Source organism: Micromonospora sp. B006 (genome assembly GCF_003408515.1).
Classification (GTDB): Bacteria; Actinomycetota; Actinomycetes; order Mycobacteriales; family Micromonosporaceae; genus Micromonospora; species Micromonospora echinospora_A.
In genome coordinates, this window is sequence record NZ_CP030865.1 from 6,425,460 (window position 1) to 6,449,965 (window position 24,506).

A 24,506-nucleotide genomic window follows, 5' to 3' on the forward strand; every position below is an offset into this window, starting at 1 on the left:
GGTCCTCCAGCGGCGGACGCGACGGCGCCCTTGGTGGTGACGGTGTGCGGTTACTATCACCGGCGTAACGAAAAGTGTCAATGTAAGGTCCGCTGTGTGGACGCGACTTCGCGCTGGTCGGCCGGGGGTGGCGGCCTGGGTGATGCGTGCCGCCGTCCGCTCCGCGAGGCGGGGATCTCTCGACTCGCCTCGCCTTTCCGGGCGCCTCGGCGCATATCGAGAAACGCCTAATTTTTCAAGGTCCACCCGGCTCATTTGCTGAATTGTCGGTCTTCTGGATCCCGTTCGCCCGCTCGGTGGCCGTGCCGGTGTTGCCCGCCCCTCCGCGCCGCAACAGACGAATCCGGACCGGCCGCTGCAACTCGTCGCAATCGCCTGAAGCGCTCAAATCCATTCGCGCGGTCGCCTTGCCTTCGTGCGCCCGGTGGTATAACGAAAAGTTTTCATTGACGTCAATTTCCTGTGCGCCGTACTGTTCGCCTTTCCATAGGCCGTCTAACACGGGGGAGGGCCAGTAGTGGCTCCTGCGCGCGTGCCGAAATCCGGTGCAGTCAAGGACTGCGCCAACCCGAGAAGTGCCCGATGGGGCCGCCTGACGACCTTCGCCATGGTGGCCGTATTGACCGTCACCATGAGCGATGTCCCCGCCGGACGGGCCGAGGCGGCTCCGTCGCCGAAGGCGCCAACCGAGGTGCTGGAACGACCGGACGAGATGGCTGCCCTGGTCACCGCACGGATGACGGGCCAGCAGGTCCGCGTCACCGGCATGACCACGGAGACCGCCGAGTACGTCGCCCATCCCGACGGCCATGTCGAGGCCACGGTTCACGCCGGCCCGGTGCGGATCCGGCAGAACGACACGTGGGTTCCGGTCGACCTCACACTCCAGACGGCGGCGGATGGCTCCGTGCGGCCCCGGGCACACCCCGCGGATCTGCGGATCTCCGGTGCCCGCAAGGACGGTGGTGAACTGGCCGCGGTCGGCGTCGGCGACGGCCGGTTGACCATGGGCTGGTCGGGTGCGCTGCCGGCGCCGATGCTGACCGGCAACCGCGCCACCTATCCGGAGGTGGCCGCCGGTGTCGATCTGGTGGTCGAGGCGACCCGGACCGGCTTCGCCCAGTTCCTCACGGTGAAGAACCGGGAGGCCGTGGACCGGCTGCCCGCGCTGACGTTTCCGCTGACCGGCAAGGGATTCTCCTCGTTCACCCAGGACACCTCGGGTGGACTGGTTCTCAAGGACGCCAGAGGCCGGGCGGTCGCCGCCGTACCGGCGCCGGAGATGTGGGACGCCCGGCGGACTCCCGGCACGGACGAACCGGTCCGGCGGGCGGTCGTGGCGGCCAAGTCGGAGCGGCCCGCCAGCCGCCTGGCCCGTGCGACCGGCGGTCTGGTCATGCGGCTGAACCCGGACCTGGCATGGCTGAAGGATCCGGCCACCCAGTACCCGGTGACGATCGACCCGCAGATCAACCCGCTCTACACGACGTTCGACACGTATGTGAAGGAGGGCGACAACGTCGACCGGGGCGGAGCGAACGATCTTCAGCTCGGTCTGCTCTCCGGCTCGCCCAACGTCAAGGCCCGGTCGTTCGTCCACTGGGGTGTGTCCGCCCTGAAGGGCAAGCAGATCACCTCGGCCACGGTGAACTTCTGGAACTTCTGGTCGCACACCTGCACCGCCACCTCGTGGGAGATCTGGACCACGGGTGCCGCCTCCTCGGCGACCCGGTGGGGATCCCAGCCGACCTGGGTGCAGCAGGAGGCCACATCCAACCAGACCAAGGGCGGCACGGCATGTGCCGACGGCTGGGTGAGCATCAGCGGCACGTCCTTCTTCCAGCGGGCGGCCAACGCCAACCAGTCCACCGCCTACATGGGCGTCCGCGGTACCGACGAGACCAGCCTCAACAGCTTCAAGCAGTTCCGCTCCCGTAACGCCACCGACAGCAGCCAGGTGCCGTACGCGGTGGTGAACTACAACTCGTACCCGACCGTCGGCACCCGTTCCACGGTGCCGGCCACCGCCTGCGTGACCGGCGCCTCCCGGCCGAAGGTCAACACCGCGACTCCGCAGCTGAGGTCGGTCGTCGCCGACGCCGAGGGGTCGACGGTCAAGGCCGAGTTCGAGTGGTGGACGCTGACCGGCACCACCAAGCTCGGCAGCGCGATCACCGGTACCGCCGCCTCCGGCTCGACGTTCGCCACCACCGTGCCGTCCGCCGCCCTGACCCACAACACCTCGTACAAGTGGCGGGTTCGTGGCAACGACGGGACGGTCAACGGCGCCTGGTCGGCATTCTGCGAGTTCACCGTCGACACCTCGGTCGGCAGCCCGCCGATCGTCAGCTCGACCACGTACCCGGAGAACCAGTGGGGCGGTGACGCGAACGTCGCCGGCAGCTTCACCTTCGACGCCAACGGCGTCGCCGACGCGGCGGCCTACGAGTACAGCCTCGACCTGCAGACCCTGAACAAGGTCGTCAACACCGCGACCCCGGGCGCCAGCGCGACGGTCAGTATCACCCCGTTGACGCCGGGCTGGCACAACGTGTGGGCGCGTACCCGCGACTCGGCCAACAACGTGACCGAGGTGCGCAGCTACCCGTTCAAGGTGGGCAACGGCGCGGTCACCTCGCCGAAGGTCGGCGACGTCACAGGGGCCAAGGTGGCGCTCGGCTCGACCGCCGCGCCGTCGTTCGGGGACGCCACGTACCAGTGGCGGCGTGCCGGCTCGGACGCCTGGGTCGCCATCCCCGCCGCCCACGTGACCTACGCCGCCGGCGGTGGCGCCGTCACCTGGCCCGTCGCCCTCTCCGCAGGGGTGGCACCCAAACTGAACTGGGACGTCGCCGCCACCCTTGCCTCGGTCGACCCGGCGAGCATCCCGCGGGACGGGCCGGTACAGGTGCGCGCCTACTTCAATCTGAGCAGCAACGGGGCGCCGGCCGACAACGTGAAGTTCCGGTTCGACCGGAACCTCGCCTCCGCCGACACCGCTCAGGTCGGTCCGGGTTCGGTCAACCTGGTCACCGGCAACTACCAGATCAGCCAGCAGGACGCCTCGGTGAACGATCTCTCGGTCACCCGCACCTACAACAGCCGCCAGCCGGGCGGGGTGGATCCGATGTTCGGCCCCGGCTGGGTCTCCAGCACGGCGGTCTCGACCTCCGAGGCGCCGTACACCCGGCTGACGGTGTACGGCAGCATCGTCCAGGTCGGGATGCCCGACGGTTCGACGATCGGCTTCGCCAAGGCGACGAGCGCCGGCACCACCTTCGAGCCGCAGATCGGCGCCGAGTCCTACAAGCTGACCTACAGCACGACGGGTAACGTCTACACGCTGACCGACGGCAACGGGAACGTGGTGACCTTCGGGCGGAGCTCGACCGACCCGGCCGGCGTGTTCACCCCGACCGCCTCCCGGTCGCCCGGGTCGGGGACCACCACCACGTACTCGTGGCAGAAGGTCACCGTCGGCGGGCAGGACGTCATGCGGCCGACCCGGGTGCTCGCCCCCGTGGCCGACGGCGTCACCTGTACCACCCTCGTGCGTGGCTGCCGGGCGCTGAACTTCACCTATGCCACCGGTACGACCGCCACGGGAACGGCCGACGGCGCCTGGGGCGACTACACCGGACGGGTGACGCAGGTCAGCCTCACCGCGTGGGATCCGGACCTCGCCACTCCTGCGATGCGCACGGTGACCCTCGCGCGTTACTCCTACGACAGCGCCGGGCGTCTTCGTGCCGCGTGGGACCCCCGCGTGGACTGGACCGACGGCAGTGGCGCCCACTCACTGCGCACCACGTACGCCTACGACTCGAACGGGGTCATCACCTCACTGGCGCCGCCGGCGCTGGAACCCTGGCAGTTCACCTACACGACCCTGCCGGACGACCCGGGAGCGGGCCGGCTGTCGAAGGTCACTCGTTCGGCCCTGACGGCGGGAACGGCGGTCGAGACGGTCGTCTACCGAGTGCCGGTCTCCGGCAGCGGAGCGCCGTACGACCTGTCGCCCACCCAGACCAACCGGTGGGGCCAGACCGAGCAACCCACGGATGCCACAGCGGTGTTCCCACCCACCCAACTGCCGACGGGTAACCCGGTGACCGGCACGCTACCCAGCTCCTACGAGCGCGCCTCGGTGACGTACCTCGACGCCAACGCCCGCATGGTGAACGTCGCGCAGCCGGGTGGACACCTGACCACCACCTGGTACGACGACTACGGCAACACGGTACGTCAACTCAGTGCCGGCAACCGCCGCCGTGCCCTCGACGCCTCGGCGTCCGACACCGCCACGGTGGAGGCGGCGACAGCCGCCTCGCTCTCGTCCGTCAGCGTCTACTCCGAGGACGGACAGCAACTCGTCGAGACGTTCGGACCTGAGCACGACGTGCTGCTGTCGTCGAACGTCGTCGTCCGGGGCCGGGCACACAGCCGGCACACGTACGACGAGGGCGCCCCCGCCACCGACATCCCCTTCAACCTGACCACCACCACGAGCTCCTCCGTCAGCTACGTCAACGCCGGCCAGACCGTCGACGCCGACGTGCGCACCACCACCACGCAGTACGACTGGGACATGCGGAAGGCGATCGGATCGACCGTCGACCCGGACGGTCTGGATCTGACGACATGGACCCGATACGACGCCGCGGGAAGGGTGACGTCGAGCACCATGCCGTCAGGCGGAAGCGTCGACACCACCGCGGCCACCAAGACCAGCACGTACTACACCTCGGCGGCCAACTCGACGTACCCGGAATGCGGGAACCGTGCCGAATGGGCGGGGTTGCTGTGCCGGACGGAGCACGCCGGCACGTCGCCGGCCTCGGCTGCGCTGCGGGTGACGGTCCGCACCTACGACCTGTACCAGCAGGTCCGCACCCTGGTCGAGAAGACCAAGGCGGGGGCCCAGCTCCGCACCACGACGGTGACGTACGACGCCGCGGGGCGGGTGCGGGGCACGACGGTCACGACCGCGGCGGGCCTCGGTACGACGGTGGACACGTCCCGGCTGGAGTACCACCAGCAGAGCGGTCTGCTGGCGCGTACCCAGTCGATGTCGGGGTCCACCGTCCTCGCGGAGGTGGTCCGCGGCTATGACAACCTCGGCCGGGAGACCTCCTACCAGGACAGCGACGGCAACGTGTCCACCAGGACGTACGACGTGATGTCGCGGGTGGCCGTCGCCAACGACGGCAAGGCCACTCAGACGTTCGAGTACGGCACGGCCGGCGAGGCTCGCGGCCTGGCGACGAAGCTGATCGACAGCCAGGCGGGGACGTTCACCGGTCAGTACGACCCGGACGGCGAGCTGATCAGCGAGACGTGGCCGAACGGCATCGTCGCGGAGACGGCCGGCGACGAGGCCGGTAACACCGTGGAGGTCTCCTACCGCCGCCCCGGCTGCGGGCAGGCCGACTGCACCGTCTACCGGGAGACGGCGGCGTTCAGTCCGCACAAGCAGCAGCGGAGAAGCACGTCGACGTTCTCCCAACAGCATTACGACTACGACCAGGCAAGCCGGTTGTCGACCGTCCGCGACACCGTCTCGGGCGCCTGTTCCACCCGGGTCTACCAGTTCGACAACGCCAGTAACCGGACCCAGCGGGACAACTACGCCGCCGGTGGCGGTGGAGTGTGCCAGAGCAGCACGGCACCGTCGACCCGGACCTGGGAGTACGACGACGCGGACCGGCTGATCTCCTCGGGCACGTCGTACGACCTGCTGGGTCGTACGACAGCGGTGGCAGCCGCCGACACCACCACCGGCACCGCCGCGACGGTCGGCTACTACACGAACGACATGGTGCGGCAGATCGTCGCGGGTACCACGCAGGCGGAGTACACCCTCGACGTCATGCTGACGAGGTTCCGCAGGGTCCAGACCACGTCAGGTGCGGTCGTGACGGTGCAGACGCATCACTACGCCGACGACAGCGACGCTCCGAGCTGGACTTCCGAGGGCACGTCGTACACGCGCAACCTCTCCGGTCTCGGTGATGCCGTCGGCATCTATCTCGGTGCCTCGGGCACTGTCGACTGGAAGTTGCGCAACCTGCACGGCGATTTCGTCGCCACCATCCAGGGCGCCGCGACAGGCATCTCCGCGGTGCACGAGACCGACGAGTTCGGGATGACGCGCACCGGCAGCGTGTCAGCGGGCCGCTACGGCTGGCTGGGGGCCGCCTTCCGGGACGGGGGGAACCCGGCGGGCCTCGTGCTCATGGGCGTGCGGCTGTTCAACCCGGCGACCGGGCGCTTCCTGACGGCCGACCGTGTCTACGCGGGGTCGGCGAATGCGTACGAGTACGCGAATCAGGATCCGGTCAACGAGTCGGACACCTCCGGGCTGGCCGTGTGCCGTTGCTACATCCCCGGCTGGGCCTGGACGGGATACCGTGCGTCGTACATCCGGTGGTCGAGGGTCCTGTACACGTCTCCCTGGTACGAGAGCCAGCTGAACTGGCTCGGTCGTGCGCTCATGGACGTCATCGGCGACGAGGCGTGGCTGGACTTCCACCGGATGCAGATGCAGTACCGGACCCGCGACGTGGAGCGGGTGAACTGCGTCGTGGTCAAGAGGTACGGCTGGGGCGATTTCAAGGTGTATTCCGTGCGCTTCACCTACACCGACTATCAGTATCGGGCACGGATCAAGTACCGGTACAAGTACACGAAGTGGATCACGCCGTGGTTCTACGGCTGGTGGCTGAGCTACCGGTCGAATCACTATCGCAATTACCACACTGGATACTATTGGACGTGATGATGGCCAGGAGGACGACCGCGACGGGTTCGCCGACGGTTCAGGGTGACGCTCCTGAGCCTCGACGCCCTCGCTCGCCGAGGGCCCGTGTGGCCCTGACCGGAGTGGTGCTGATTCTGGTGCTCCTCGCGTACGTGTCGCTGGAGGCCCTGATCTACGATCCGGTGTTCGGCAGCGGCCCGTTGAGCGACGTGCTGGGAGTGGTTGTTCCGTCCCTGTTCGTCGTCGCGGTCGCCCCGCTGGTCTCCTACCGTCGTCGTGACGCTGTCGCCTGGTTGTTACCGCCGCTGGGTCTGCTCCTGACCGCACGGCTGGCGTGGCGTCTGACCCTGCTGCCCTACCGGGACTGGCCGCCACGCCCGGAAGAAGCTCGCCGGTGCCGCCGGGCGCCGGTGGGTGCTGACGAGGGAACCACCCTGTACCAGCTCGAGGGGTAACGGGGAGGGCAGAGGCAGTGGCGCGGGTGCGGTCGTCGACCGCACCCGCGTCGCGTCTCGGCCGGCACCCGCGCACTCAGGATCGACGTTCCGCCCGGCGCCGTCAGGCGTCCGTCGCGTCGAGGCGCTTCTGCAGCCGGTCGAGGCGGTCGAGGACGTCGTGCATCATCACGCGCAGGACCGTCGTGTCGGCGTCGCGTCCGGGCAGCATCCGCCCGAACGCGACGCCGTGGTAGAGAGCGGAGAGCGCGGCGGGCGTGACGACAGCTGTCACCCCGGTGCGGCGCAGCGCGTCGCCCGCCTCGCCGTCGTCGCGCAACAGCCCGAGCAGCAGGTGGCTGCCGGTGGTGACGGCCGAGGCGTGCGCGGTGGCCTGCTCGGCGGCGGCCGCCAGCACCGCCAGGGCGGTCGGCGACGTGACGGGATCGGTCGGTGTCGCCGTGGCGGCGGGGGTCTCGCCCAGGGCCGCGCGGATCGTGGCGGCGGGGAAGCCCAGCAGTTCGACGGTGTTCAGCACCAGGCTCTCGCCCTCGTCGAGGAAGGCCCGCAGCAGGTGGACCGGCTCCACCGTGCCCGCGCCGGCGGCGGACGCGAGGGCGTACGCCTGGTGCAGGATCGCCGCCACGTGGTGGTTGGCGGGCGGGGTCAGGGTGAGCCCGGCGGGCAGCGCCCGGGTGGTGGGTGTCTCGTGAGTCGCGCCCACGGCGCCGTCCAGCGCCTGGGTCAGCGCGGTCTGGCAGATCCGGGAGACCGGCAGCCGGGCGTCGCGGACGCGGTCGGCGAGGGCGTCGGGCAGATAAACGTTGACCTTGGGCACCTGACCGATCCTGTCACGCGAGAGCTGAGCAGGTCACCCCTTGATCGCCTACATTTCCTAGGGTTATAGTAGGGTTATGCCCGCGCTGCTGACCACCCGACGAGCCCTCGACCAGGGCCGTACGTCCAGCGCGCTCTGTTGCCGCTGAGCCCTACCGGCTCGCTTCGCACACGTCGCCTCGTCGTGCCCCCTGGGCACGGCCGACTCCTTAAGGCCCGACACGCCATGACTCAGCACGACCCTGTCCAGAAAGCCCGCGCCGACCTGACCGCCGGCATCAACAAGCTCTTCGCCGCCTCGGCCATGTCGGCCAGCGGACACGGCAACATCAGCGTCCGGATCCCCGGCCACGACGACCGCCTGCTCGTCAACGCCGGCGAGCTGCTGCGCCCGTGGCCCGCCGACGACCTGCGGGTCGCGGCGCCCGCGCTGCGCACCGTCAACGACGACGTCGTCGTGGTCGGTCTCGACGGGACCATCCACGAGGGAACTCCCAGCCCGTCGGTGGCCGCGATCCTGAAGATGCACATCGGCGTCTACCAGGCCCGGCCCGACGTCAACGCCGTCATCCACACCCATTCGCCGTACGCCACCAGCTACGCCCTCGCCGGTGTGTCGCTGCCGGCCCGGTACGAGGCCCTGCTGGTGCACGGCCAGCCGGTCGACATCCCGGTCGCGCCGTGGGCGCCCCGCGGCACCGAGGCGGCGGTGCGGTCGATCGCCGAGACGTTCGCGGCGCACCCCCGCACGTACGCGATCCTGCTCGGCAACCACGGCCTGCTCGTCGCCGGCGACTCCGCCCGGCACGCCGCGAGCCTCGTCGTGGCGATCGAGGAGGCGGCCGTCTCCAGCATCGGCGCGGAGCCGCTCGGCGGCCCGGTGCCGTTCCCCGACCACGTCCACGAACTCGACCTGCGCCTGCGCTTTGAGGAGCCGACCGCATGACCACCCGTAGCCGCCGGATCGCCGGCGCCCTCGCCGCCGTCCTGCTCACCACGTCGCTCGCCGCCTGCGGTCAGGACGACGCGCCCGCCGCGGCGAGTGCCGACGGCCTCACCACCGTCCGGCTCGCCTCGTCGCCGCTGGGCCACCTCGCGCCCATCTACCTGGCCCAGGAGCGGGGCATCTTCGCCAAGCACGGCCTCAAGGTCGAGGTCGACACCGAGACCTCCGACCTGACCTCCGTGCCGGCCGTGCTGGCCGGCAAGGTCGACTTCGCCACCGGCGACCTCACCACGCTGATCGTGGCCCGGTCCAAGGGCCTCGACGTCAAGGCCGTGGTGCCGGCGTCCGCGTCCACCGGCAAGGAGGGTGCCGACTACGGCGCCCTGGTGGTCAAGGGCGACTCCGGCATCACCGGCGCCAAGCAGCTCGAAGGCAAGACCGTCTCGGTCAACGTCCTTACCAACATCGCCGCCGCGGCGGCCCGCGAGGCGGTCCGCGCCGACGGCGGCGACCCGGCGAAGGTCAAGCTCGTCGAGATCCCGTTCCCGCAGGCGCCCGCCGCGGTCAGCACGGGCCGGGTGGACGGCGCCTGGGTGGTCGAGCCGTTCCTGTCGGCGGCCAAGGCGCAGGGCGCGGTGCCGGTCGGCTGGGGCTTCACCGACCTGGCGCCCGACCTCACGGTCTCCGCCTGGTACGCGGCCGGCTCCTACACCTCGAAGAACGCGAAGATCGTCACCGCGTTCCGGGACGCGGTGCGGGAGGCGTACGCGTACGCCCGCGACCACGAGGACGAGGTGCGCGCGAAGATCCCCACGTTCACCGAGATCAAGCCGGAGGTGGCCGCGAAGATCACCCTGACCGGCCTGCGTGACGAGGTCAGCCGGCAGGCGGCCGAGAAGCTCGCCGGCTACGCCCAGCGCGACGGGCTCATCACCACCACACCCGACCTCGACGAACTGATCCTCAAGTGAGAAGGGGGTGGCTCGGCGCCGTGGGCCTGGCGGGCGCGGCAACGGGCTACGAGATCCTCGCCCGCCTGTTCTTCGACCCGGCGTACGTGCCGCCGCTGAGCGCCGTGGTGCCCGAGGCGCTGCGCCTGCTCACCGGGGAACGGTTCTGGACGGCGACCGGTCGTACGCTGACGGCGGTGGCGATCGGCCTGGTCATCGCGCTGGTCGCCGGCATCCTGGCCGGGTTCGCGCTCGGCTCGGTGCCGCAGGTGCGCCGGGCCACCTCCTCCACTCTCGACTTCCTGCGGCCGGTCCCGTCGATCGTGCTCATCCCGGTGCTGGTGCTCGTGCTCGACGTCCGGCAGATCACGGTGCTGCTGGTCGCCGTCTCGTGCTTCTGGATAGTCGTGTTCCAGGTGCTCTACGGCCTGCGCGACGTGGACCGGGTGGCGGTCGAGACCGCCCGCGCCTTCCGGCTCGGCCGGCTGGCCCGGATCGTGCACGTCACCTGGCCCACGGTGCTGCCGTACCTGGGCACGGCGCTGCGCCTGATCGTCTCGGTCGCGCTGGCGCTGGCCCTGACCGGCGGGCTGGTGATGGGCGCCGCCGGGCTCGGCGAGATGATCTGGAGCAGCCAGGAGTCCGGCGAGTCCACCGGCATGTACGCGCTGGTGCTGCTCACCGGCGGGCTCGGCATCGGCCTCGACCAGCTCGCCCGGCTGGCCGAGCGGCGGCTGCTGCACTGGCACGTGGCGACCCGCCGGGAGGCCGTGGCGTGAAGGCCCTCGGTTACGCGCTCGGCCTGCCCGCGGCGCTCGTGGCCGCCTGGTGGGTGGCCAGCGACGGCAGCACCAACGTGTTCCTGCCGCCGCTGCGCACGATCGTCGAGGCGTTCCGGGACGTGTGGTTCTCCGACACGTTCGTCCGCGACGTGGTGCCCAGTCTGTGGCGCCTCGCCGCCGGCTACACGATCGCGCTCGCCGCGGGCGTCGTCCTCGGCTTCGTGATCGGGCGGTGGGCGGTGCCCCGCGCGCTGACCGGCCCGCTGCTGGCGTACTTCCGGGTGCTGCCCGCCCCGGTGCTGATCCCGGTGCTGCTGGTGGCGGTCGGCATCGGAGACACGACCAAGCTGGTCGTCATCACTGTGGGCGCGGTCTGGCCGATCCTGCTCAACACCGCCGACGGTGTCCGCGCCGCCGACGAGGTCGGGCTGGAGACCGCCGCGGCGTACCGGCTGCCGCGCCGCACCCGGCACCTGCTGGTGCTGCGCGGCGCGAGCCCGCAGATCTTCGCCGGCGCCCGGCAGGCCCTCGGCCTGTCGATCATCCTGATGGTGGTCAGCGAGATGCTGATGAGCACCGACGGGCTGGGCTTCACTGTGGTGCAGTTCCAGCGCAGCTTCGCCATCCCGCAGATGTGGAGCGGGGTGCTGCTGATCGGCCTGCTCGGATTCGGGCTCGCCAAACTCTTCGAGCTCGTCGAGCGGCGCGCGTTGCGCTGGCATCGCGGCCACACCGGACAACTCACGGAGCGACCATGACCTCCCTGCTCGAGATCGCCGGGATCGGCAAGACCTACCGGGCCCGGGAACGCACCGTCGAGGTGCTGACCGCGATCGACCTGACCGTGTCCGAGGGCGAATTCGTCGCGCTCGTCGGCCCGTCCGGCTGCGGCAAGACCACCCTGCTCAAGATCGTCGCCGGGCTGCTGCCGGCCACGGCGGGACAGGTCCGGTTCGGCGGCCGTCCGGTCACCGAACCGCCGCCCGGCCTCGGCGTCGTCTTCCAGGAGTACGGCCGCAGCCTGTACGCCTGGAAGACGGTCCGGCAGAACGTCGAGCTGCCGCTGCGGCACCTGGACCTGAGCCGGGCGCGGCGGCGGGAACTCGTCGCCGACGCGCTCGACGCGGTCGGACTCGGCGCGGCCGGCGACGCGTACCCCTGGCAGCTCTCCGGCGGCATGCAGCAGCGCGTCGCGATCGCCCGTGCGGTCGCCTACCGGCCCCGGCTGCTGCTGATGGACGAGCCGTTCTCCGCCGTCGACGCGCAGACCCGCGCCGACCTGGAGGACCTGGTGGCCGCGCTGTGGAAGCGCTACGGCATGACCATCGTCTTCGTCACCCACGACATCGACGAGGCGGTCTACCTCAGTCAGCGTGTCGTGGTGCTCGGCACCGGCGTCTCCGGAGTCCAGGCCGACATCCCGGTCGACCTGCCCGCCGACCGGGAACAGATCGGCACCCGTTCCTCCGCCCGCTTCGGCGAGCTGCGCACCCGAGTGTGGACGCAGGTACGCCGTACCCCCGACGGCGAGCCGCACGCTCGCCGCACACCCGAGAGCGAGATGGTATGAGCAACGCCCGCTGGACCGACACCGGCGGCGGCGAGGGCCCGCTGTGGTCCTTCCGAGTCGGTGAGGTCGAGGTCTTCCCGATCCGCGAGGTCGACTACTTCGTGGACCCGGCCGAGTTCTTCCCGCAGATGGAGACCGAGTCGTGGACCGACGGCGCGTTCTACACCCGGGAACCGTTCACCCACGACGGCCGGATCCTGCTCAACCAGGAGGCCCACCTGCTGCGTACGCCCGACCGGCTGATCCTGGTCGACGCGGGCGGCGGCAACGGCAAGCCGCGTAACGGCGGCGTGTTCGACCGGGCGGACCGGCCGTTCCTGGAACAGTTCGCCCGCGCCGGGGTGTCGCTCGGCGACATCGACACCGTCGTCTTCACCCACCTGCACGTCGACCACGTCGGGTTCGCCACCAGCGCGGACGGCCGCGGCGGCTGGGAGCCGACCTTCCCGAACGCCCGGTACCTGGTGGTCCGGGAGGAGTTCGACTGGTGGACCGGCCCGGACGGCGCACGAGCGATGCAACGGACCGGCGACTACATCGCCGACAGCATCCTGCCGCTGCGCGACGCCGGAGTGCTCGACCTGATCGAGGCCGACCACGTGCTGTCCCCGCAGGTGCACCTGGTGCCGGCGTTCGGCCACACGCCGGGCAACGTCTACCTGGTCGTCGAGTCGGCCGGGCAGCGGGCGCTGTTCGCCGGCGACATGCTGCACCACGGCGTCCAACTGGAACGGCCGGAGTGGAGCATCCGCTACTGCGTGGTGCCGGGCGACTCCGCCGACCAGCGCCGCCGGCTGCTCGAACGGGCCGCCGACTCGGGTGACCTGCTCGTCCCGGCGCACTTCCCGTTCCCGGCGGCCGGATACGTGCGCCGGGCCGAGCGCGGCTTCACCTACACGTTCCTCGACGTCTGATGTTCATCGCCGACTTCCACACCCACCACGCCTGTCCGGACTATCCCGCGGTGCTGCCGCACAACGCCACCGGCGTGCTCGCCGCCCGCTGGGCCGACACGGCCCGGCGGGTCGCCGACCTCGACGGCCTGCTCGCCGAGTCCGGCCGGCACGGCGTGGACCTGCGCGTCCTCAGCGCCCCGCCGGCGATGGTCACACCGCACGGTGAACGGACGCGGCCGGACGACCAGCGGCGGCTCAACGACCATCTGGCCACCGTGGTCGCCGGGGATCCGGGCCGCCTCGCCGGGCTCGCCACGATCGACGCCTTCGGCGGCGACGTGGCCGCCGGGGAGGTGGTCCGGGCCGTCCGCGAGCTGGGCCTGCCGGGCATCGTCGTCGACTGCGCCGCCGCGGACGGGCGGCTGCTCGGCGACCCGGCCGCCCGTCCGACCCTGTCCGCCGCGGCCGAGCTGGGCGTGCCGGTCTTCGCGCATCCGATCAGCAGGTCCACGCTGACCGCCGAGTTCGCGGGCCTGGGCCGGCTCGGCACGTCGCTGGCCCGCGGCACGATCAACGCCGCCGCGCTGCTGTCCCTGCTCACCGGCGGCGTCCTGGCCGCGCTGCCCGGCCTGCACGTGGTCTTCCCGATGCTCGGAGTGGCCGGCCTGGCGCTGGCCGCCGCCACCGACGAGGGCGCGTTGCTCAGCGCGCCCGACCGCCGCGCCCACGTGTACGCCGACACCATGGGGTTCGCGCCGTCGGCGATCCGGTTCGCCACCGACCTGCTCGGCGCCGACCACGTGGTCGTCGGCGGGGACTGGCCGGTCGCCGAACGGGACACCACCCGGGAGCGGGTCGATGCGGCGCTGCGCGGCGCGGGCCTCGACCCGGACGAGCGCGCCCTGGTGGCCGGCGGCAACACGCTGCGCCTGCTGGGGCGCGGCTGAGACGCCGATCAGGCCGGCGCCGATCCCGTCCCCGCCGCGGCCAGCGGGGCCGCGCCGAACGACACCGCGAACCGCTTGCACCAGATGGCCACGCTGCGCAGCCCGTCCAGGTCCACCGACGCCGGGATGTCGTACGCCTGGTCGCCGATGTTGCCCTTGAGACGGCCCAGTTCCACCCAGCGGCCGTCGTCGAACACCTGCCAGCCCGCGCGGCCGGACAGCACCTTCCGGTCGGTGAGCCAGACCCGCAGGTCGGGACCGTCCGAGGTGTTCAGGCCCCGCAGCAGCAACTGGCGGCGGCCGTCGGCGAGACGGACCAGCTGCGCCCGGCCGGACGTGTCGTGCTCGTGGGTGACGAAGTCACCGGCGGCCAGGACCACGTCGGCGGGCGCCCCGCCGGTGACCTGCGCGCCGCTCGTGCCGGCCGTCGGCGGCTCCGTCACCGACGGCAGCGCCTCGCGCACCTCGCGGTCGGTCACCAGCCGCCACGGCTGGAACAGGTACAGGCTCACCCCGAGGCCGACGACGACCACGACGGCGAGCACCGACAACACCACACGTCTTCTGCCCATGTCGTGAACCGTAGGGCCGTACCCGGCCGGCGGATCTTTCCGTCCGCTTACGGCCCGATCGCGGGCCGCCGCACCGGGACGCCGGTGGGTAGCGTCAGGCCCATGGAGCGCTACGTGCTCGTCGTCGACGACGACCGGACGGTGAGCGACGTCGTCCGGCGCTATCTCGAACAGGACGGCTACCGGGTCCGGCTGTCCTTCGACGGGGCGGACGCGCTCGTCGCGGCCGGGGAACAGCCGCCCGACCTCGTGGTCCTCGACCTGATGATGCCGGGCCTCGACGGCATCGAGGTGTGCCGTCGGCTGCGTCGCCGGTTGCCGGGCCTGCCGGTCGTCATGCTCACCGCGCTCGGCGACGAGGCCGACCGGGTCGCCGGGCTGGAGGTCGGCGCGGACGACTACGTGACGAAGCCGTTCTCCCCACGGGAACTGGTGCTGCGCATCCGGTCGGTGCTGCGGCGCACGGCCCGCGACGACCGGGGACCGGCCGGGGTGCTGCGTGACGGCGACCTGACCGTCGACGCCGACCGGCGGGTCGCCGTGCGCGGCGACGACCCGCTGGCGCTGACCGTGCGGGAGTTCGACCTGCTCGCGTTCCTGCTGGCGAACCCGGGGCGCGCGTGGTCCCGGGCCGAACTGCTGGACCGGGTGTGGGGCTGGCGCTTCGGCGACCAGTCGACAGTCACCGTCCACGTCCGGCGGTTGCGGGAGAAGATCGAGGACCGTCCCGCGCAGCCGTGCCGCATCGTCACCGTGTGGGGCGTCGGCTACCGCTACGAGCCGCTGGAGTCCCGGTGAACGAGCTGCTGGTCATCGGGTTCTACGCCCTGCTGGCCGGCGCGGTCGTGGGCGCGCTCGGCGTGGGCGCGCTGCGGCTGGTGCGCCGCCGGTCGATCCTCGCGCACATCGCGGTGCTGCTCGCGGTCACGATCGCTTCGGTGACGGCGGGCGTCACCGCTGTCGCGCAGGCCATGTTCCTGTCCGCGCACGATCTGCAGGTCGTCCTCGTGACGGTCGCGGCGTCCGCGGCGGTCAGCCTGGCCGTCGGCGTGGCGTTCGCCCGCCGGCTGGCGCGGGCGGCCGTCTGGGCCGACCAGGCCCGGCAGCGGGAGCGGCAGTTGGAGGCCGGCCGTCGCGAGCTGGTCGCCTGGGTCTCCCACGACCTGCGGACGCCGCTGGCCGGTCTGCGGGCGATGGCGGAGGCGCTGGAGGACCGGGTGGTCGACGACCCGGCGACGGTGGCCGAGTACCACCACCGGATCCGGGTCGAGACCGACCGGATGACGCGCCTGGTCGACGACCTGTTCGAGCTGTCCCGGATCAACGCCGGCGCGCTGCGGCCCGCGCTGTCCCCGGTGCCGCTCGGCGACGTCGTGTCCGACGCGATCGCCGCCACCGCGCCGCTGGCCGCCGACCGGGGGGTGCGCGTGCTCGCCCCGGAGGCCGGCTGGCCCACGGTCCGGGCCGCCGAGGCCGAACTCGCCCGTGTCGTCACGAACCTGCTCGTCAACTCGGTGCGGTACACGCCGCCGGACGGCACCGTGCGTGTCGACGCCGGCCACGACGAGGGCGACGTGTGGTTCGCCGTCTCCGACACCTGCGGCGGCATCCCCGAGGCGGACCTGCCCCGGGTGTTCGACGTGGCGTTCCGGGGGACACGGGCCCGCACCCCCGCCGGCGCCGACCAGCCCGCGCCGGCCGGTGGCGGGCTGGGCCTGGCCATCGTGCGCGGCCTGGTCGAGGCGCACGGCGGGCGGGTGCACGCGCACAACGTCACCGGCGGCTGCCGGTTCGTCGTCCGCCTCCCGCCCGCCTGACCGACCGCTGCGCCGGTCAGGCGGCGTCCGGGGGACCGGTCTCCACCAGGCGCCCGTCGGCGAGCCGCAGCCAGCGCTCGACCCCGATCGCGGCGAGGAACCGCTCGTCGTGGCTGACCACGAGCAGCGCACCCCGGTACGCGTTGAGCGCGCTCTCCAACTGGGCGACGCTCACCAGGTCGAGGTTGTTCGTCGGCTCGTCGAGCAGCAGGAGCTGCGGCGCCGGTTCGGCGCCCAGGACGCAGGCCAGCGTCGCCCGCAGTCGCTCGCCGCCGGAGAGCACCCCGGCCGGCAGGTGCGCCCGCGGGCCGCGGAACAGGAAGCGGGCCAGCAGGTTCATCCGCTGCGCGTCCGGGGCCTGCGGCGCGAACGCGGCCAGGTTCTCCGCCACCGTACGGTCGGAGTCCAGCAGGTCGAGGCGCTGCGACAGGTACGCGATGCGGCCGTCGGCCCGGGTGATCCGGCCCTGCTCGGGTTCCAGGTCGCCGTTGATCAGGCGCAGCAGCGTGGACTTGCCCGCGCCGTTGCCGCCGAGCAGGGCGATCCGCTCCGGTCCCCGGATCGTCAGGTCGACGCCACCGGCGGCGAACAGCTGCCGGTCGCCGTACCGGATCTGCGCTCCTTCGGCGGCGAGCAGTGTGCGTCCGGCCGGCACCTCGGTGGCGGGCAGCTCCACCGAGATCTTCCGCTCGTTGCGCAGCGCCCGCTCGGCCTCGTCGAGCCGGGCCCGGGCGTCGTCGACCCGCCCGGAGTGCATCTCGTTCGCCTTGCCGGCGGCCACCTGCGCGTCCCGCTTCATGCCGCCGGCGACGATCCTCGGCAGCCCCGCGTTCTTCAGGTTGCGGGCGGCGTTGCCGGCCCGGCGGGCCGCCCGCTCGCGGGCCTCCTGCAACTCCCGCTTCTCCCGCTTGAGGTCCTGCTCGGCGTTGCGGACGTTCTTCTGCGCCACCTCCCGCGCGGCGCGCGCCGCCTCCTCGTACGCGGTGAAGTTCCCGCCGTGGAACCGCATCTCGCCGCGGTCCAGTTCGGCGATGCGATCCATCCGGTCCAGCAGCGCCCGGTCGTGACTGACCAGCAGCAGGCAGCCGGTCCACTGCTCCAGCACGTCGTACAGCCGATGCCGGGCGTCGAGGTCGAGGTTGTTCGTGGGCTCGTCCAGCAGCAGCACGTCGGGCTGCTTCAGCAATTGCGCCGCCAGGCCGAGCGAGACGACCTGCCCACCGCTGAGGGTGTCCAGCCGCCGGTCGAGCGCGAGGTCGCCGAGGCCGAGCCGGTCCAGCTCGGCGCGGGTGCGCTCCTCGATGTCCCAGTCGTTGCCGATGGTGGTGAAGTGCCGCTCGTCGGCGTCCCCGGCCTCGATGGCGTGCAGCGCCGCGATCAGCGGGGCGATCTCCAGCACCTGCGCCACTGTCAGGTCGCCGGACAGCGGCAGGCTCTGCGGGAGGTAGCCGGGCACGCCGTCGACGGTGACCGACCCGGCGGCGGGCCGGAGCTCACCGGCGATCAGCTTGAGCAGCGTGCTCTTGCCGGCCCCGTTCGGCGCGACCAGGCCGGTCCGGCCCGCGCCGAGGGTGAAGGAGAGGTCCTGGAAGACCGGGGTGTCGTCCGGCCAGGAGAAGGTCAGGTTCGAGCAGACGACGAAGGACTGGGACATCGGGAAGACGACCTCGGAGTGAGGGCAGGCGGAACGGAGCCACCTGGCGGAGGACATGGTCTCGGGGAACGACGCGGCGACCACGGCGTACGGCGCTGATCCGCGCGTGCCGGTGGTCTGTCGCATCTGCCGGGCTCACCCGGAGATGTCGTCGTCGCCCGCCATGTCTGGTCTCCCTGCTTCTCGGACCGTCCGAGCCTAGATCGCGCCGGTACGCCGTGCAACGACATTGGGCGGCGGCCGGTCGTGCCGGAAACCGCGTCGCAGCGGCGTGACCTGCGTTACCTCTCGCCGATGCGGGAATGTGATCACCGGAGACGCATTTGACTCAGGGTGTGAGTGCCGCACCCTCTTCCGCCCGGCCGCACGTCGACCGGGCGGAAGTTCCCCAGACGACCGATGTCACCCCGACGCCCACCCCGGGTGACCTGATGAGCCGAGGTCAGCGGGTGAGGCTCGTGCTCGTCCTCGGCTCGCTGATCGCGGTGGGCCCGCTGACCATCGACATGTACCTGCCCGCGCTGCCCGCGATCGTGGCGGACTTCGCGACCACGTCGGCGGCGGTGCAGTTGACGCTCACCGGGACGCTCGCCGGGCTCGCCGTCGGGCAGTTGCTGATCGGGCCGTTGTCGGACGCGGTCGGGCGGCGCCGTCCGCTGATCGCCGGTCTGCTGCTGCACATCGTGGCGTCGGCGCTGTGCGTGATCGCCCCGAACGTCGCCGTCCTGGGCGTGCTGCGGGTCGTGCAGGGCCTCGGCGTCGCCGCGACCGCCGTCGTCGCGATGGCTGTGGTGCGTGACCTGTTCAGCGGGTCGGCATTCGCCACCATGCTGTCCCGGCTGCTGCTGGTGATGGGCGCGGCGCCGGTCCTCGCCCCGACGCTCGGCGGCGGTGTGCTGCGGTGGACGGACTGGCGCGGCGTGTTCGTGGTCCTCGCCGTCTTCGGGGTGCTGCTCGTCGTGCTGGCCACGCTCGCCCTGCCGGAGACGCTGCCGCCCGCGCGCCGTCAGCGCGGTGGTGTCGTGGCGACAGTGATGAACTACGGCGGGCTGTTGCGCGACCGGGTCTTCGTCGGCCTGGTCCTGGTCGCCGGCCTGGCCATGGCGGCGCTGTTCGCGTACGTGGCCGGCTCGTCGTTCGTCCTGCAGGACGGGTACGGCCTCGACGAGCAGGAGTTCGGGCTGGCGTTCGGGGCGGGCGCGGTGGGCCTGATCGGCGCGACCCAGTACAACGTGCGGCTGCTGCGCCGCTACTCGTCCCAGTGGATCCTGGTGGCCTCGCTGGCGGGGGGCACGGTGGCCGGGCTGGCGCTGGTGGTGTTCGCCGCGACCGGTTTCGGCGGGCTGCCCGCCCTGCTGGTGTCGCTGTGGGTGGTGCTGGCGGCGGCGGGCCTGGCCATGCCGAACGCCCCGGCGCTGGCCCTGTCCCGCCACGGCGAGGCGGCCGGCACCGCGTCCGCTCTGCTCGGTGCGGTGCAGTTCGGCGTGGGCGCGGTGGCGGCGCCGCTGGTCGGCGTGCTCGGCACCGGCGCGGTGGCGATGGCGCTGGTGGTGGCCGGCGGGATGGTGGCCGCCCTGGCGGTGCTGCTGGTCGTCGTGCGGCCGTCCCAGCTCGCCGGCCTGGAGGCGGATCCGGCGGTAGCGGTCGCGCACTGACGGACCGCCCGGCGGCGCGGGTGCGCGCGGCGCCTAGGCTGCTGCCATGACCGCCCCGGCCCGCATCCTGGTCGAGGGGATCCACGGGTCCGGCAAGTCGACGCTTGCCGCACGGCTGGCGCAGCGCTTCGACCTGCCCTGGTATCCGGTCGACGACCTGCTGTGGGAACCGGGCTGGGTGGAGGTGCCGGTCGCCGAGCAGCGGCGGCGGATCGAGGAGATCTGCCGGCGCGACCGATGGATCCTCGACGGCGCCTACCACGGCTGGCGGGACGTGGTGCTCGGCCGCGCCGACCTGGTGATCGGGCTGGACTATCCGCGCGGGGTCTCGTTCCGGCGGCTGCTGCGGCGTACGCGGCAACGGCTGGCCAGTGGCGAGGTGATCTGCAACGGCAACCGGGAGTCGTGGGGAAGCGTGCTGTCCCTCGACTCGGTGGTGGTCTGGCACGTCACCGGGTTCGGCCGGGCGCGCCGGCGCCTGCGGGCCTGGGCGGCCGACCCGGCCGGACCGCCGGTGCTGCTGTTCACCGACCCGGCCGCCCTCGACGACTGGCTGGCGAGCGGCTCGCCGACGCCGGGCCGGCGCCGGACGTGACTACATCGGGAAGCGGCCGCGGCGCCACTGCCAGTGGCGGCCGGCCCGCAGGTGGTCGATGACGGCGCGTTGCAGCGCGGTGCGGCGGGGCAGCCGGTCCAGCGGCGTGTTCAGGCTGCGGAAGACGAAGCGCAGCACCTCGACGTCGCCGTCCAGCCCGTCCATCTGCTGGTAGGGCTCCAGCGTGAACCGCCGCTGGAACCGGACGATGTTGGAGTCCTCCGGCAGGTATTCGCTCAGCTGCGGGTCGAGCAGCCAGGAGCCGCAGGAGAAGGCGGTGTAGCTCTCGTCGGGAAAGTGGCGCGGGAAGAACGCCCGGGCCCGCTCCAGCGACGCGTCGACCGCCTCCGGGGTCAGCGGCCCCGAGTCGGGGATGTGCAGGTCGATGGTGCCGGCGTCGCCGCGCTGGTGCTGCAGGCGGCCCAGTTCGTAGATGCCGCCCCGCGCGTGCAGCGTCAGCCATGCCTGCATGACCGGCCAGCCCTCACCGTGCATCCGCCGGTCGACGGTGAGGTTGTTGCCCAGGTCGGCGAGCGTCGCCCAGGAAACCTCGTCGGGCACGCCGTGGTCGGCGTGGTACGCCCGGACGACGTCGACCAGTGCCAGGTACGCGTAGGCGTAGAGGTGCCGCCAGGCCGGTCCCCGGTCGCGGGGCAGCGACGGGCCCGGCGGCAGCCAGCCGAAGCCGCCGAGGTCGGCCCGGACCAGGGCGATCGAGCGGTCGAGCAGCCAGCGCAGCTCCGGTGTCCACAGTGGGGACTCCGGCTCCGGCCAGGCCGCCATGATCTCGGCGGCGTCGTCGGGGCGGACCGCGAGCCGCTCCAGCAGCGCGGGCGCGTCCGCCCGGGCGGGCAGCGGCGCGGACGGCCGGTCGCCGGCGAGCCGGCGCACCCGGTCGATCTCCTCGGCGGGCACGCCGAGCCGGCCGGCGACGTCGTCCACATCCATGGGGACGACGCTACCGGCCGGCGTCCGCGCCGACAGCCCCGTGCGGTGTCAGCGCCGTTGCTGGCACGGCACGCAGAAGCGGGCCGAGGGGCGGATCTCCAGGCGGGCGGTCGGGATGTCCTGGCCGCAGCGCTCGCACACGCCGTACGTGCCCTCGGACATGCGCTTGAGCGCCTGGGCGGTGTCCGCGATGCCCTGGCGCGCGGCCTCGATCAGCCGGCGCAGGGTGTCCGGGTCGTGGCCGCCGTGGTCGGGCTGCCGCGTGTGCAGCGTCAGCTCGGTGAGCTGGTCGGTGTACTCGTTGAACTGCCGGTCCAGCAGTTCCCGCAGGGTGTCGGTGCGGTCGTTCAGGGCGTGCGTCATGATCAGGCGCTCCTTTCCGGGCGGCGCTGGGTGTCGTGCGGGTGGCGCAGGGCCGAGATGGCGGCCATGCCGGCGCCGGTCAGGGCGGCGGTCCGGGGTGAGGCGGCGCGGTGGACGGCGGCGCCGAGTGTCGCGACCATGCGGGCGGTCACGTCGGGCCGGGTCGCGCCGTCGCCGATGACGATCACGCCGCGGGCCAGAGCCGTGCGGACCAGGGGCCGCAACGCCGGATCCTGGCGCAGCTCACGGACCAGTCGCGCGGCGGCGTCGGCGAGCATGCCGGCGGTCGTCGCGTGGTTCAGGTCGCGGGTACCGACCTCGGCGCGGCGGGCGGCCACGACGCGGCCGTCCTCCAGCAACGCCACCTCGGTGAGCTGCGCGCCGATGTCGGCGAGCAGCAGGGTGCCGGCGGCGGCGCCGGCGCCGATGGCGCCCGCCCGGACGCTGTCGAGGAACAGCAGCCGGGACGGCGCGAGGACGGCGGCGAGCACGCGGCGCGTCGCCTCCTGGTCGGCCGGCGCGGCCAGCACCGGCCGGCAGGCCACCACGAGCGCGCCGACCGGCACCGACGCGCGGTGGTCTCGCAGGACGCGTCGCAGCTCGGTGACACAGGCCGGGCCGTCCACGATCCGCCCGCGCCGTACGACCGGGCTGCGCAGGCCGTGACCGAGCGGGACGCTGAGTGTCCGGCCCGGCCCCAGCCAGATCCGCAGCAGGCTGCTGCCGAGGTCCACGGCGATCGGCGCCGCGTCGACGGCCAGCGGCGGGCGGGTGGTGTGGGAGCGGCCGATCAGCAGACCGGTACGCGCCGGAGAGCGGACGGTGGTGACGGGATGCGGCATACCGACCTCTTTCGGATCAGGCGCCCAACCGGGCGGTGGACGGTGCGGGGAAGGGTGTGGCCGAGGGCCGGGGCCGGACGCCGGATTCGCTCGACGGCGCCGGGGGCCAGGGCTCAGGCGCGCTGCTGGTCGCCGCTTGCGGACCGGGACGCGCCGAAGCCGGCGAACACCGGTGGTGAAGCCATCGACGTGCGGGTCATGGTCACCACCTCCTCGCTGCTCGGGTACCGCCTGGGACCTCCAGCTTCGCCCGGAAAGCCGCGCTCGGCATTGCCTGCCACCGGCCAACAAAGGGCCGAATGATTGCCGGTCACTGGACAACCGATCCGGGCACCCCCCGGAGCTATGGTTGACGTGAGGAGGTTCCCGTGATCATCGAACGCACGTTCCTCCCCGGCATCGGGGTCCGGCACACGCTGACCACCGAAGAGGGCCGCCGCATCGGAGTGATCGACTACCACACCGGCGGCCGGCGCGACGTCGTCCACGACGACCCGGACGACCCGGACCGCATGGTGACGCTCAGCCTCACCCGCGACGAGGCGTCGGCCCTGGCGAACCTGCTCGGCTTCCCGGAACTGGTCGCCGTTCCCGCCTGAGCGTCACGGCGGCGACGGCCCGGGTGTCAGGCCGGCAGCGGCTTGCGTGGCCAGTCCAGCGCCCGCGCGCCGAGGACGGCGGCGTGCAGCGTGAACCGGTCCCGCGTGTCGGCGGGGTCGTAACCGCTCAGCGCCCGGACGCGGGCCAGCCGGTAGGTGACGGTGCGGACGGACACGTGCAGCCGGCGGGCCGCCTCGGTGCCGACCTCGCCGCAGGCGAAGTACTCGTTCAGAGTGTCCAGCAGCGGCTCGGCGCCGCCGCGCGCCTGGGCCAGCGGTGTGAGCACCGCCCGGACGAGGTCGACCATGGCGGGCTGGTCGCGCAGCAGGACGCGGTAGATGAGCAGGTCGTGCGCGTCGATCACGGACGTGTCGGAGTGCAGCCGCCGCGCCGTGGTCAGCGCCTCCCGCGCCTCCTCGTAGGAGCGGGCGATGCCGTACACGCCGGGGTGCGGGCGGCCCACCGCCACCTGCCACGGCCGGCCCCGCACCAGGCGGTCCAGCTCGCCGTGCATCAGCGTGCCCAGATTCCCGGCCGGCCCGCGGCCCCGGTCGCCGGCCACCGGATCGGCCGGGGCGATCACCACGAGCAGCCCTTCCTTCGTGGCCACCAGGACGTCCCGGTCGCCCAGCCGGTCGAAGACGGCCCGTTCCAGCGCGCTGATCGCCGCCTCCGTGTCCGGCAGCCGGCGGCCGGGCGCGGCGAGCGCGACCTGGTGTACGCGGGCCAGGTCCAGCCCGAACGGCTCGGCCCGTTCCACCAGCCCGCCGAGGTCGGAGTCCCCGCGCAGCAGGTCGTCGACGAGTTCCCGGCGCAGCGACTCCTCGCGCCGGACCAGTTCCCGCCGGGCCACCGCGTAGCCCTCGGCGAGCGTGGCGACGGCGGTGTCGACCACGTGCAGCACGGCGTCGGCGGCGGCGCGGACCGCCTCGCTGTCGTCGGAGCGGTCCAGGTGCGGAAGCTGCCGCCACACCCGCCGCGCCGCGGACAGGTAGAGGCGTACCGCGCGTCCGGCGGAAACCCCCTGCTCGGCCGCGCGCCGGCCGAGGGCGCCCACCGCGTCGAGTTCGGCGCGGCGCGGACGGCGGCCGGTCACCGCCGCGTCGGTCAGCAGCCGCAGGTAGTCGCCGAGCAGTTCCACAGGCACGCCACCGGCGTCGGCGCTCGCCTCGCGGGCCACCTCGGCCAGCCACTGCTCGTCCTCGCCGCCCGCGGCCGGCGCCGGCCGGCGGACGTTGTCGGTCATCGCGGTCTCCCCGTGCCGGGCCGGCATCCGATGCCGGCCCACCGCGCCCAGCGTAGGCCGCGGGTCCGGCGCCGGCGGGCGCGACCGGCCCG

General features: G+C 72.5%; 21 protein-coding genes. 14 read left to right on the top strand and 7 right to left on the bottom strand.

Going from position 1 to position 24,506, the window contains the following annotated elements; genetic code table 11:
- Positions 1 to 631: 631 nt before the first annotated feature.
- Positions 632 to 6,778 (top strand): RHS repeat-associated core domain-containing protein, encoded by a 6,147-nt coding sequence (locus MicB006_RS28720; RefSeq protein ID WP_225980554.1) that lies wholly within the window; start codon positions 632 to 634, stop codon positions 6,776 to 6,778.
- A 104-nt stretch (positions 6,779 to 6,882) separates the two neighbouring features.
- Entirely contained in the window at positions 6,883 to 7,215 is a 333-nt protein-coding gene (locus MicB006_RS28725) for a hypothetical protein (protein WP_124778824.1), read from the top strand.
- 103 nt (positions 7,216 to 7,318) lie between these two features.
- On the opposite strand, the gene MicB006_RS28730 is transcribed toward MicB006_RS28725, so the two are convergent.
- Entirely contained in the window at positions 7,319 to 8,032 is a 714-nt protein-coding gene (locus MicB006_RS28730; RefSeq protein WP_116510307.1) for a Clp protease N-terminal domain-containing protein, read from the bottom strand.
- A 225-nt stretch (positions 8,033 to 8,257) separates the two neighbouring features.
- Here MicB006_RS28730 and MicB006_RS28735 point away from each other — a divergent pair, with 225 nt between their 5' ends.
- Genes MicB006_RS28735 through MicB006_RS28765 form a run of 7 tightly spaced genes read left to right on the top strand, consistent with a single transcriptional unit; the run spans position 8,258 to position 14,122 of the window.
- Positions 8,258 to 8,977 (top strand): class II aldolase/adducin family protein, encoded by a 720-nt coding sequence (locus tag MicB006_RS28735; protein WP_116510309.1) that lies wholly within the window; start codon positions 8,258 to 8,260, stop codon positions 8,975 to 8,977.
- Entirely contained in the window at positions 8,974 to 9,948 is a 975-nt protein-coding gene (locus MicB006_RS28740; RefSeq protein WP_116510311.1) for an ABC transporter substrate-binding protein, read from the top strand. Before MicB006_RS28735 ends, MicB006_RS28740 begins: the two co-directional genes overlap by 4 nt.
- Entirely contained in the window at positions 9,945 to 10,706 is a 762-nt protein-coding gene (locus tag MicB006_RS28745) for an ABC transporter permease (RefSeq protein WP_116510317.1), read from the top strand. The genes MicB006_RS28740 and MicB006_RS28745 overlap by 4 nt, the downstream gene beginning before the upstream one ends.
- A complete protein-coding gene (locus MicB006_RS28750) occupies positions 10,703 to 11,467 on the top strand; it encodes an ABC transporter permease (RefSeq protein WP_073829906.1) in 765 nt (254 codons plus the stop codon). The genes MicB006_RS28745 and MicB006_RS28750 overlap by 4 nt, the downstream gene beginning before the upstream one ends.
- The gene (locus MicB006_RS28755) at positions 11,464 to 12,279 is read left to right on the top strand and encodes an ABC transporter ATP-binding protein (RefSeq protein ID WP_116510319.1); all 816 of its coding nucleotides are present in this window, start codon (positions 11,464 to 11,466) and stop codon (positions 12,277 to 12,279) included. The genes MicB006_RS28750 and MicB006_RS28755 overlap by 4 nt, the downstream gene beginning before the upstream one ends.
- On the top strand, positions 12,276 to 13,193 hold the full coding sequence (locus MicB006_RS28760) for an MBL fold metallo-hydrolase (protein ID WP_116510320.1): 918 nt from the start codon (positions 12,276 to 12,278) through the stop codon (positions 13,191 to 13,193). Before MicB006_RS28755 ends, MicB006_RS28760 begins: the two co-directional genes overlap by 4 nt.
- A complete protein-coding gene (locus tag MicB006_RS28765; protein WP_116510321.1) occupies positions 13,193 to 14,122 on the top strand; it encodes an amidohydrolase family protein in 930 nt (309 codons plus the stop codon). The genes MicB006_RS28760 and MicB006_RS28765 overlap by 1 nt, the downstream gene beginning before the upstream one ends.
- An 8-nt stretch (positions 14,123 to 14,130) precedes the next feature.
- Here the strand turns inward: MicB006_RS28765 and MicB006_RS28770 are convergent, their stop codons facing one another.
- Positions 14,131 to 14,694 carry a DM13 domain-containing protein gene (locus tag MicB006_RS28770; protein WP_116510323.1) on the bottom strand — a complete coding sequence of 188 codons (564 nt, stop codon included), beginning with the start codon at positions 14,692 to 14,694 and terminating at the stop codon, positions 14,131 to 14,133.
- A gap of 102 nt (positions 14,695 to 14,796) precedes the next feature.
- Here MicB006_RS28770 and MicB006_RS28775 point away from each other — a divergent pair, with 102 nt between their 5' ends.
- Together MicB006_RS28775 and MicB006_RS28780 are read left to right on the top strand one after the other, a co-directional pair.
- Positions 14,797 to 15,492 (top strand): response regulator transcription factor, encoded by a 696-nt coding sequence (locus MicB006_RS28775; RefSeq protein ID WP_116510324.1) that lies wholly within the window; start codon positions 14,797 to 14,799, stop codon positions 15,490 to 15,492.
- A complete protein-coding gene (locus MicB006_RS28780) occupies positions 15,489 to 16,511 on the top strand; it encodes a sensor histidine kinase KdpD (protein WP_073829900.1) in 1,023 nt (340 codons plus the stop codon). Before MicB006_RS28775 ends, MicB006_RS28780 begins: the two co-directional genes overlap by 4 nt.
- A 16-nt stretch (positions 16,512 to 16,527) precedes the next feature.
- On the opposite strand, the gene abc-f is transcribed toward MicB006_RS28780, so the two are convergent.
- Positions 16,528 to 18,165 carry a ribosomal protection-like ABC-F family protein gene (gene abc-f, locus MicB006_RS28785; RefSeq protein ID WP_116511933.1) on the bottom strand — a complete coding sequence of 546 codons (1,638 nt, stop codon included), beginning with the start codon at positions 18,163 to 18,165 and terminating at the stop codon, positions 16,528 to 16,530.
- A 431-nt stretch (positions 18,166 to 18,596) separates the two neighbouring features.
- Here abc-f and MicB006_RS28790 point away from each other — a divergent pair, with 431 nt between their 5' ends.
- Together MicB006_RS28790 and MicB006_RS28795 are read left to right on the top strand one after the other, a co-directional pair.
- Entirely contained in the window at positions 18,597 to 19,820 is a 1,224-nt protein-coding gene (locus tag MicB006_RS28790; RefSeq protein WP_116510326.1) for a multidrug effflux MFS transporter, read from the top strand.
- 46 nt (positions 19,821 to 19,866) lie between these two features.
- Positions 19,867 to 20,415: an AAA family ATPase gene (locus MicB006_RS28795; protein WP_116510332.1), complete on the top strand. Its 549-nt coding sequence runs from the start codon at positions 19,867 to 19,869 to the stop codon at positions 20,413 to 20,415.
- Here MicB006_RS28795 and MicB006_RS28800 read toward each other — a convergent pair whose 3' ends face one another.
- The 3 genes from MicB006_RS28800 to MicB006_RS28810 are packed head-to-tail and all read right to left on the bottom strand — an operon-like array spanning position 20,416 to position 22,568.
- Positions 20,416 to 21,363, bottom strand: a complete 948-nt coding sequence (locus MicB006_RS28800) for an acyltransferase domain-containing protein (RefSeq protein ID WP_116510333.1) — start codon at positions 21,361 to 21,363, stop codon at positions 20,416 to 20,418.
- A gap of 48 nt (positions 21,364 to 21,411) precedes the next feature.
- Positions 21,412 to 21,726 (bottom strand): TraR/DksA family transcriptional regulator, encoded by a 315-nt coding sequence (locus tag MicB006_RS28805; protein ID WP_116510334.1) that lies wholly within the window; start codon positions 21,724 to 21,726, stop codon positions 21,412 to 21,414.
- A 2-nt stretch (positions 21,727 to 21,728) separates the two neighbouring features.
- The gene (locus tag MicB006_RS28810; protein ID WP_116510335.1) at positions 21,729 to 22,568 is read right to left on the bottom strand and encodes a rod shape-determining protein; all 840 of its coding nucleotides are present in this window, start codon (positions 22,566 to 22,568) and stop codon (positions 21,729 to 21,731) included.
- A 368-nt stretch (positions 22,569 to 22,936) separates the two neighbouring features.
- Here MicB006_RS28810 and MicB006_RS28815 point away from each other — a divergent pair, with 368 nt between their 5' ends.
- A complete protein-coding gene (locus tag MicB006_RS28815) occupies positions 22,937 to 23,167 on the top strand; it encodes a potassium transporter TrkA (RefSeq protein ID WP_073829894.1) in 231 nt (76 codons plus the stop codon).
- A 26-nt stretch (positions 23,168 to 23,193) separates the two neighbouring features.
- Here MicB006_RS28815 and MicB006_RS28820 read toward each other — a convergent pair whose 3' ends face one another.
- A complete protein-coding gene (locus MicB006_RS28820; protein WP_073830067.1) occupies positions 23,194 to 24,414 on the bottom strand; it encodes a CdaR family transcriptional regulator in 1,221 nt (406 codons plus the stop codon).
- Positions 24,415 to 24,506 lie beyond the last annotated feature (92 nt).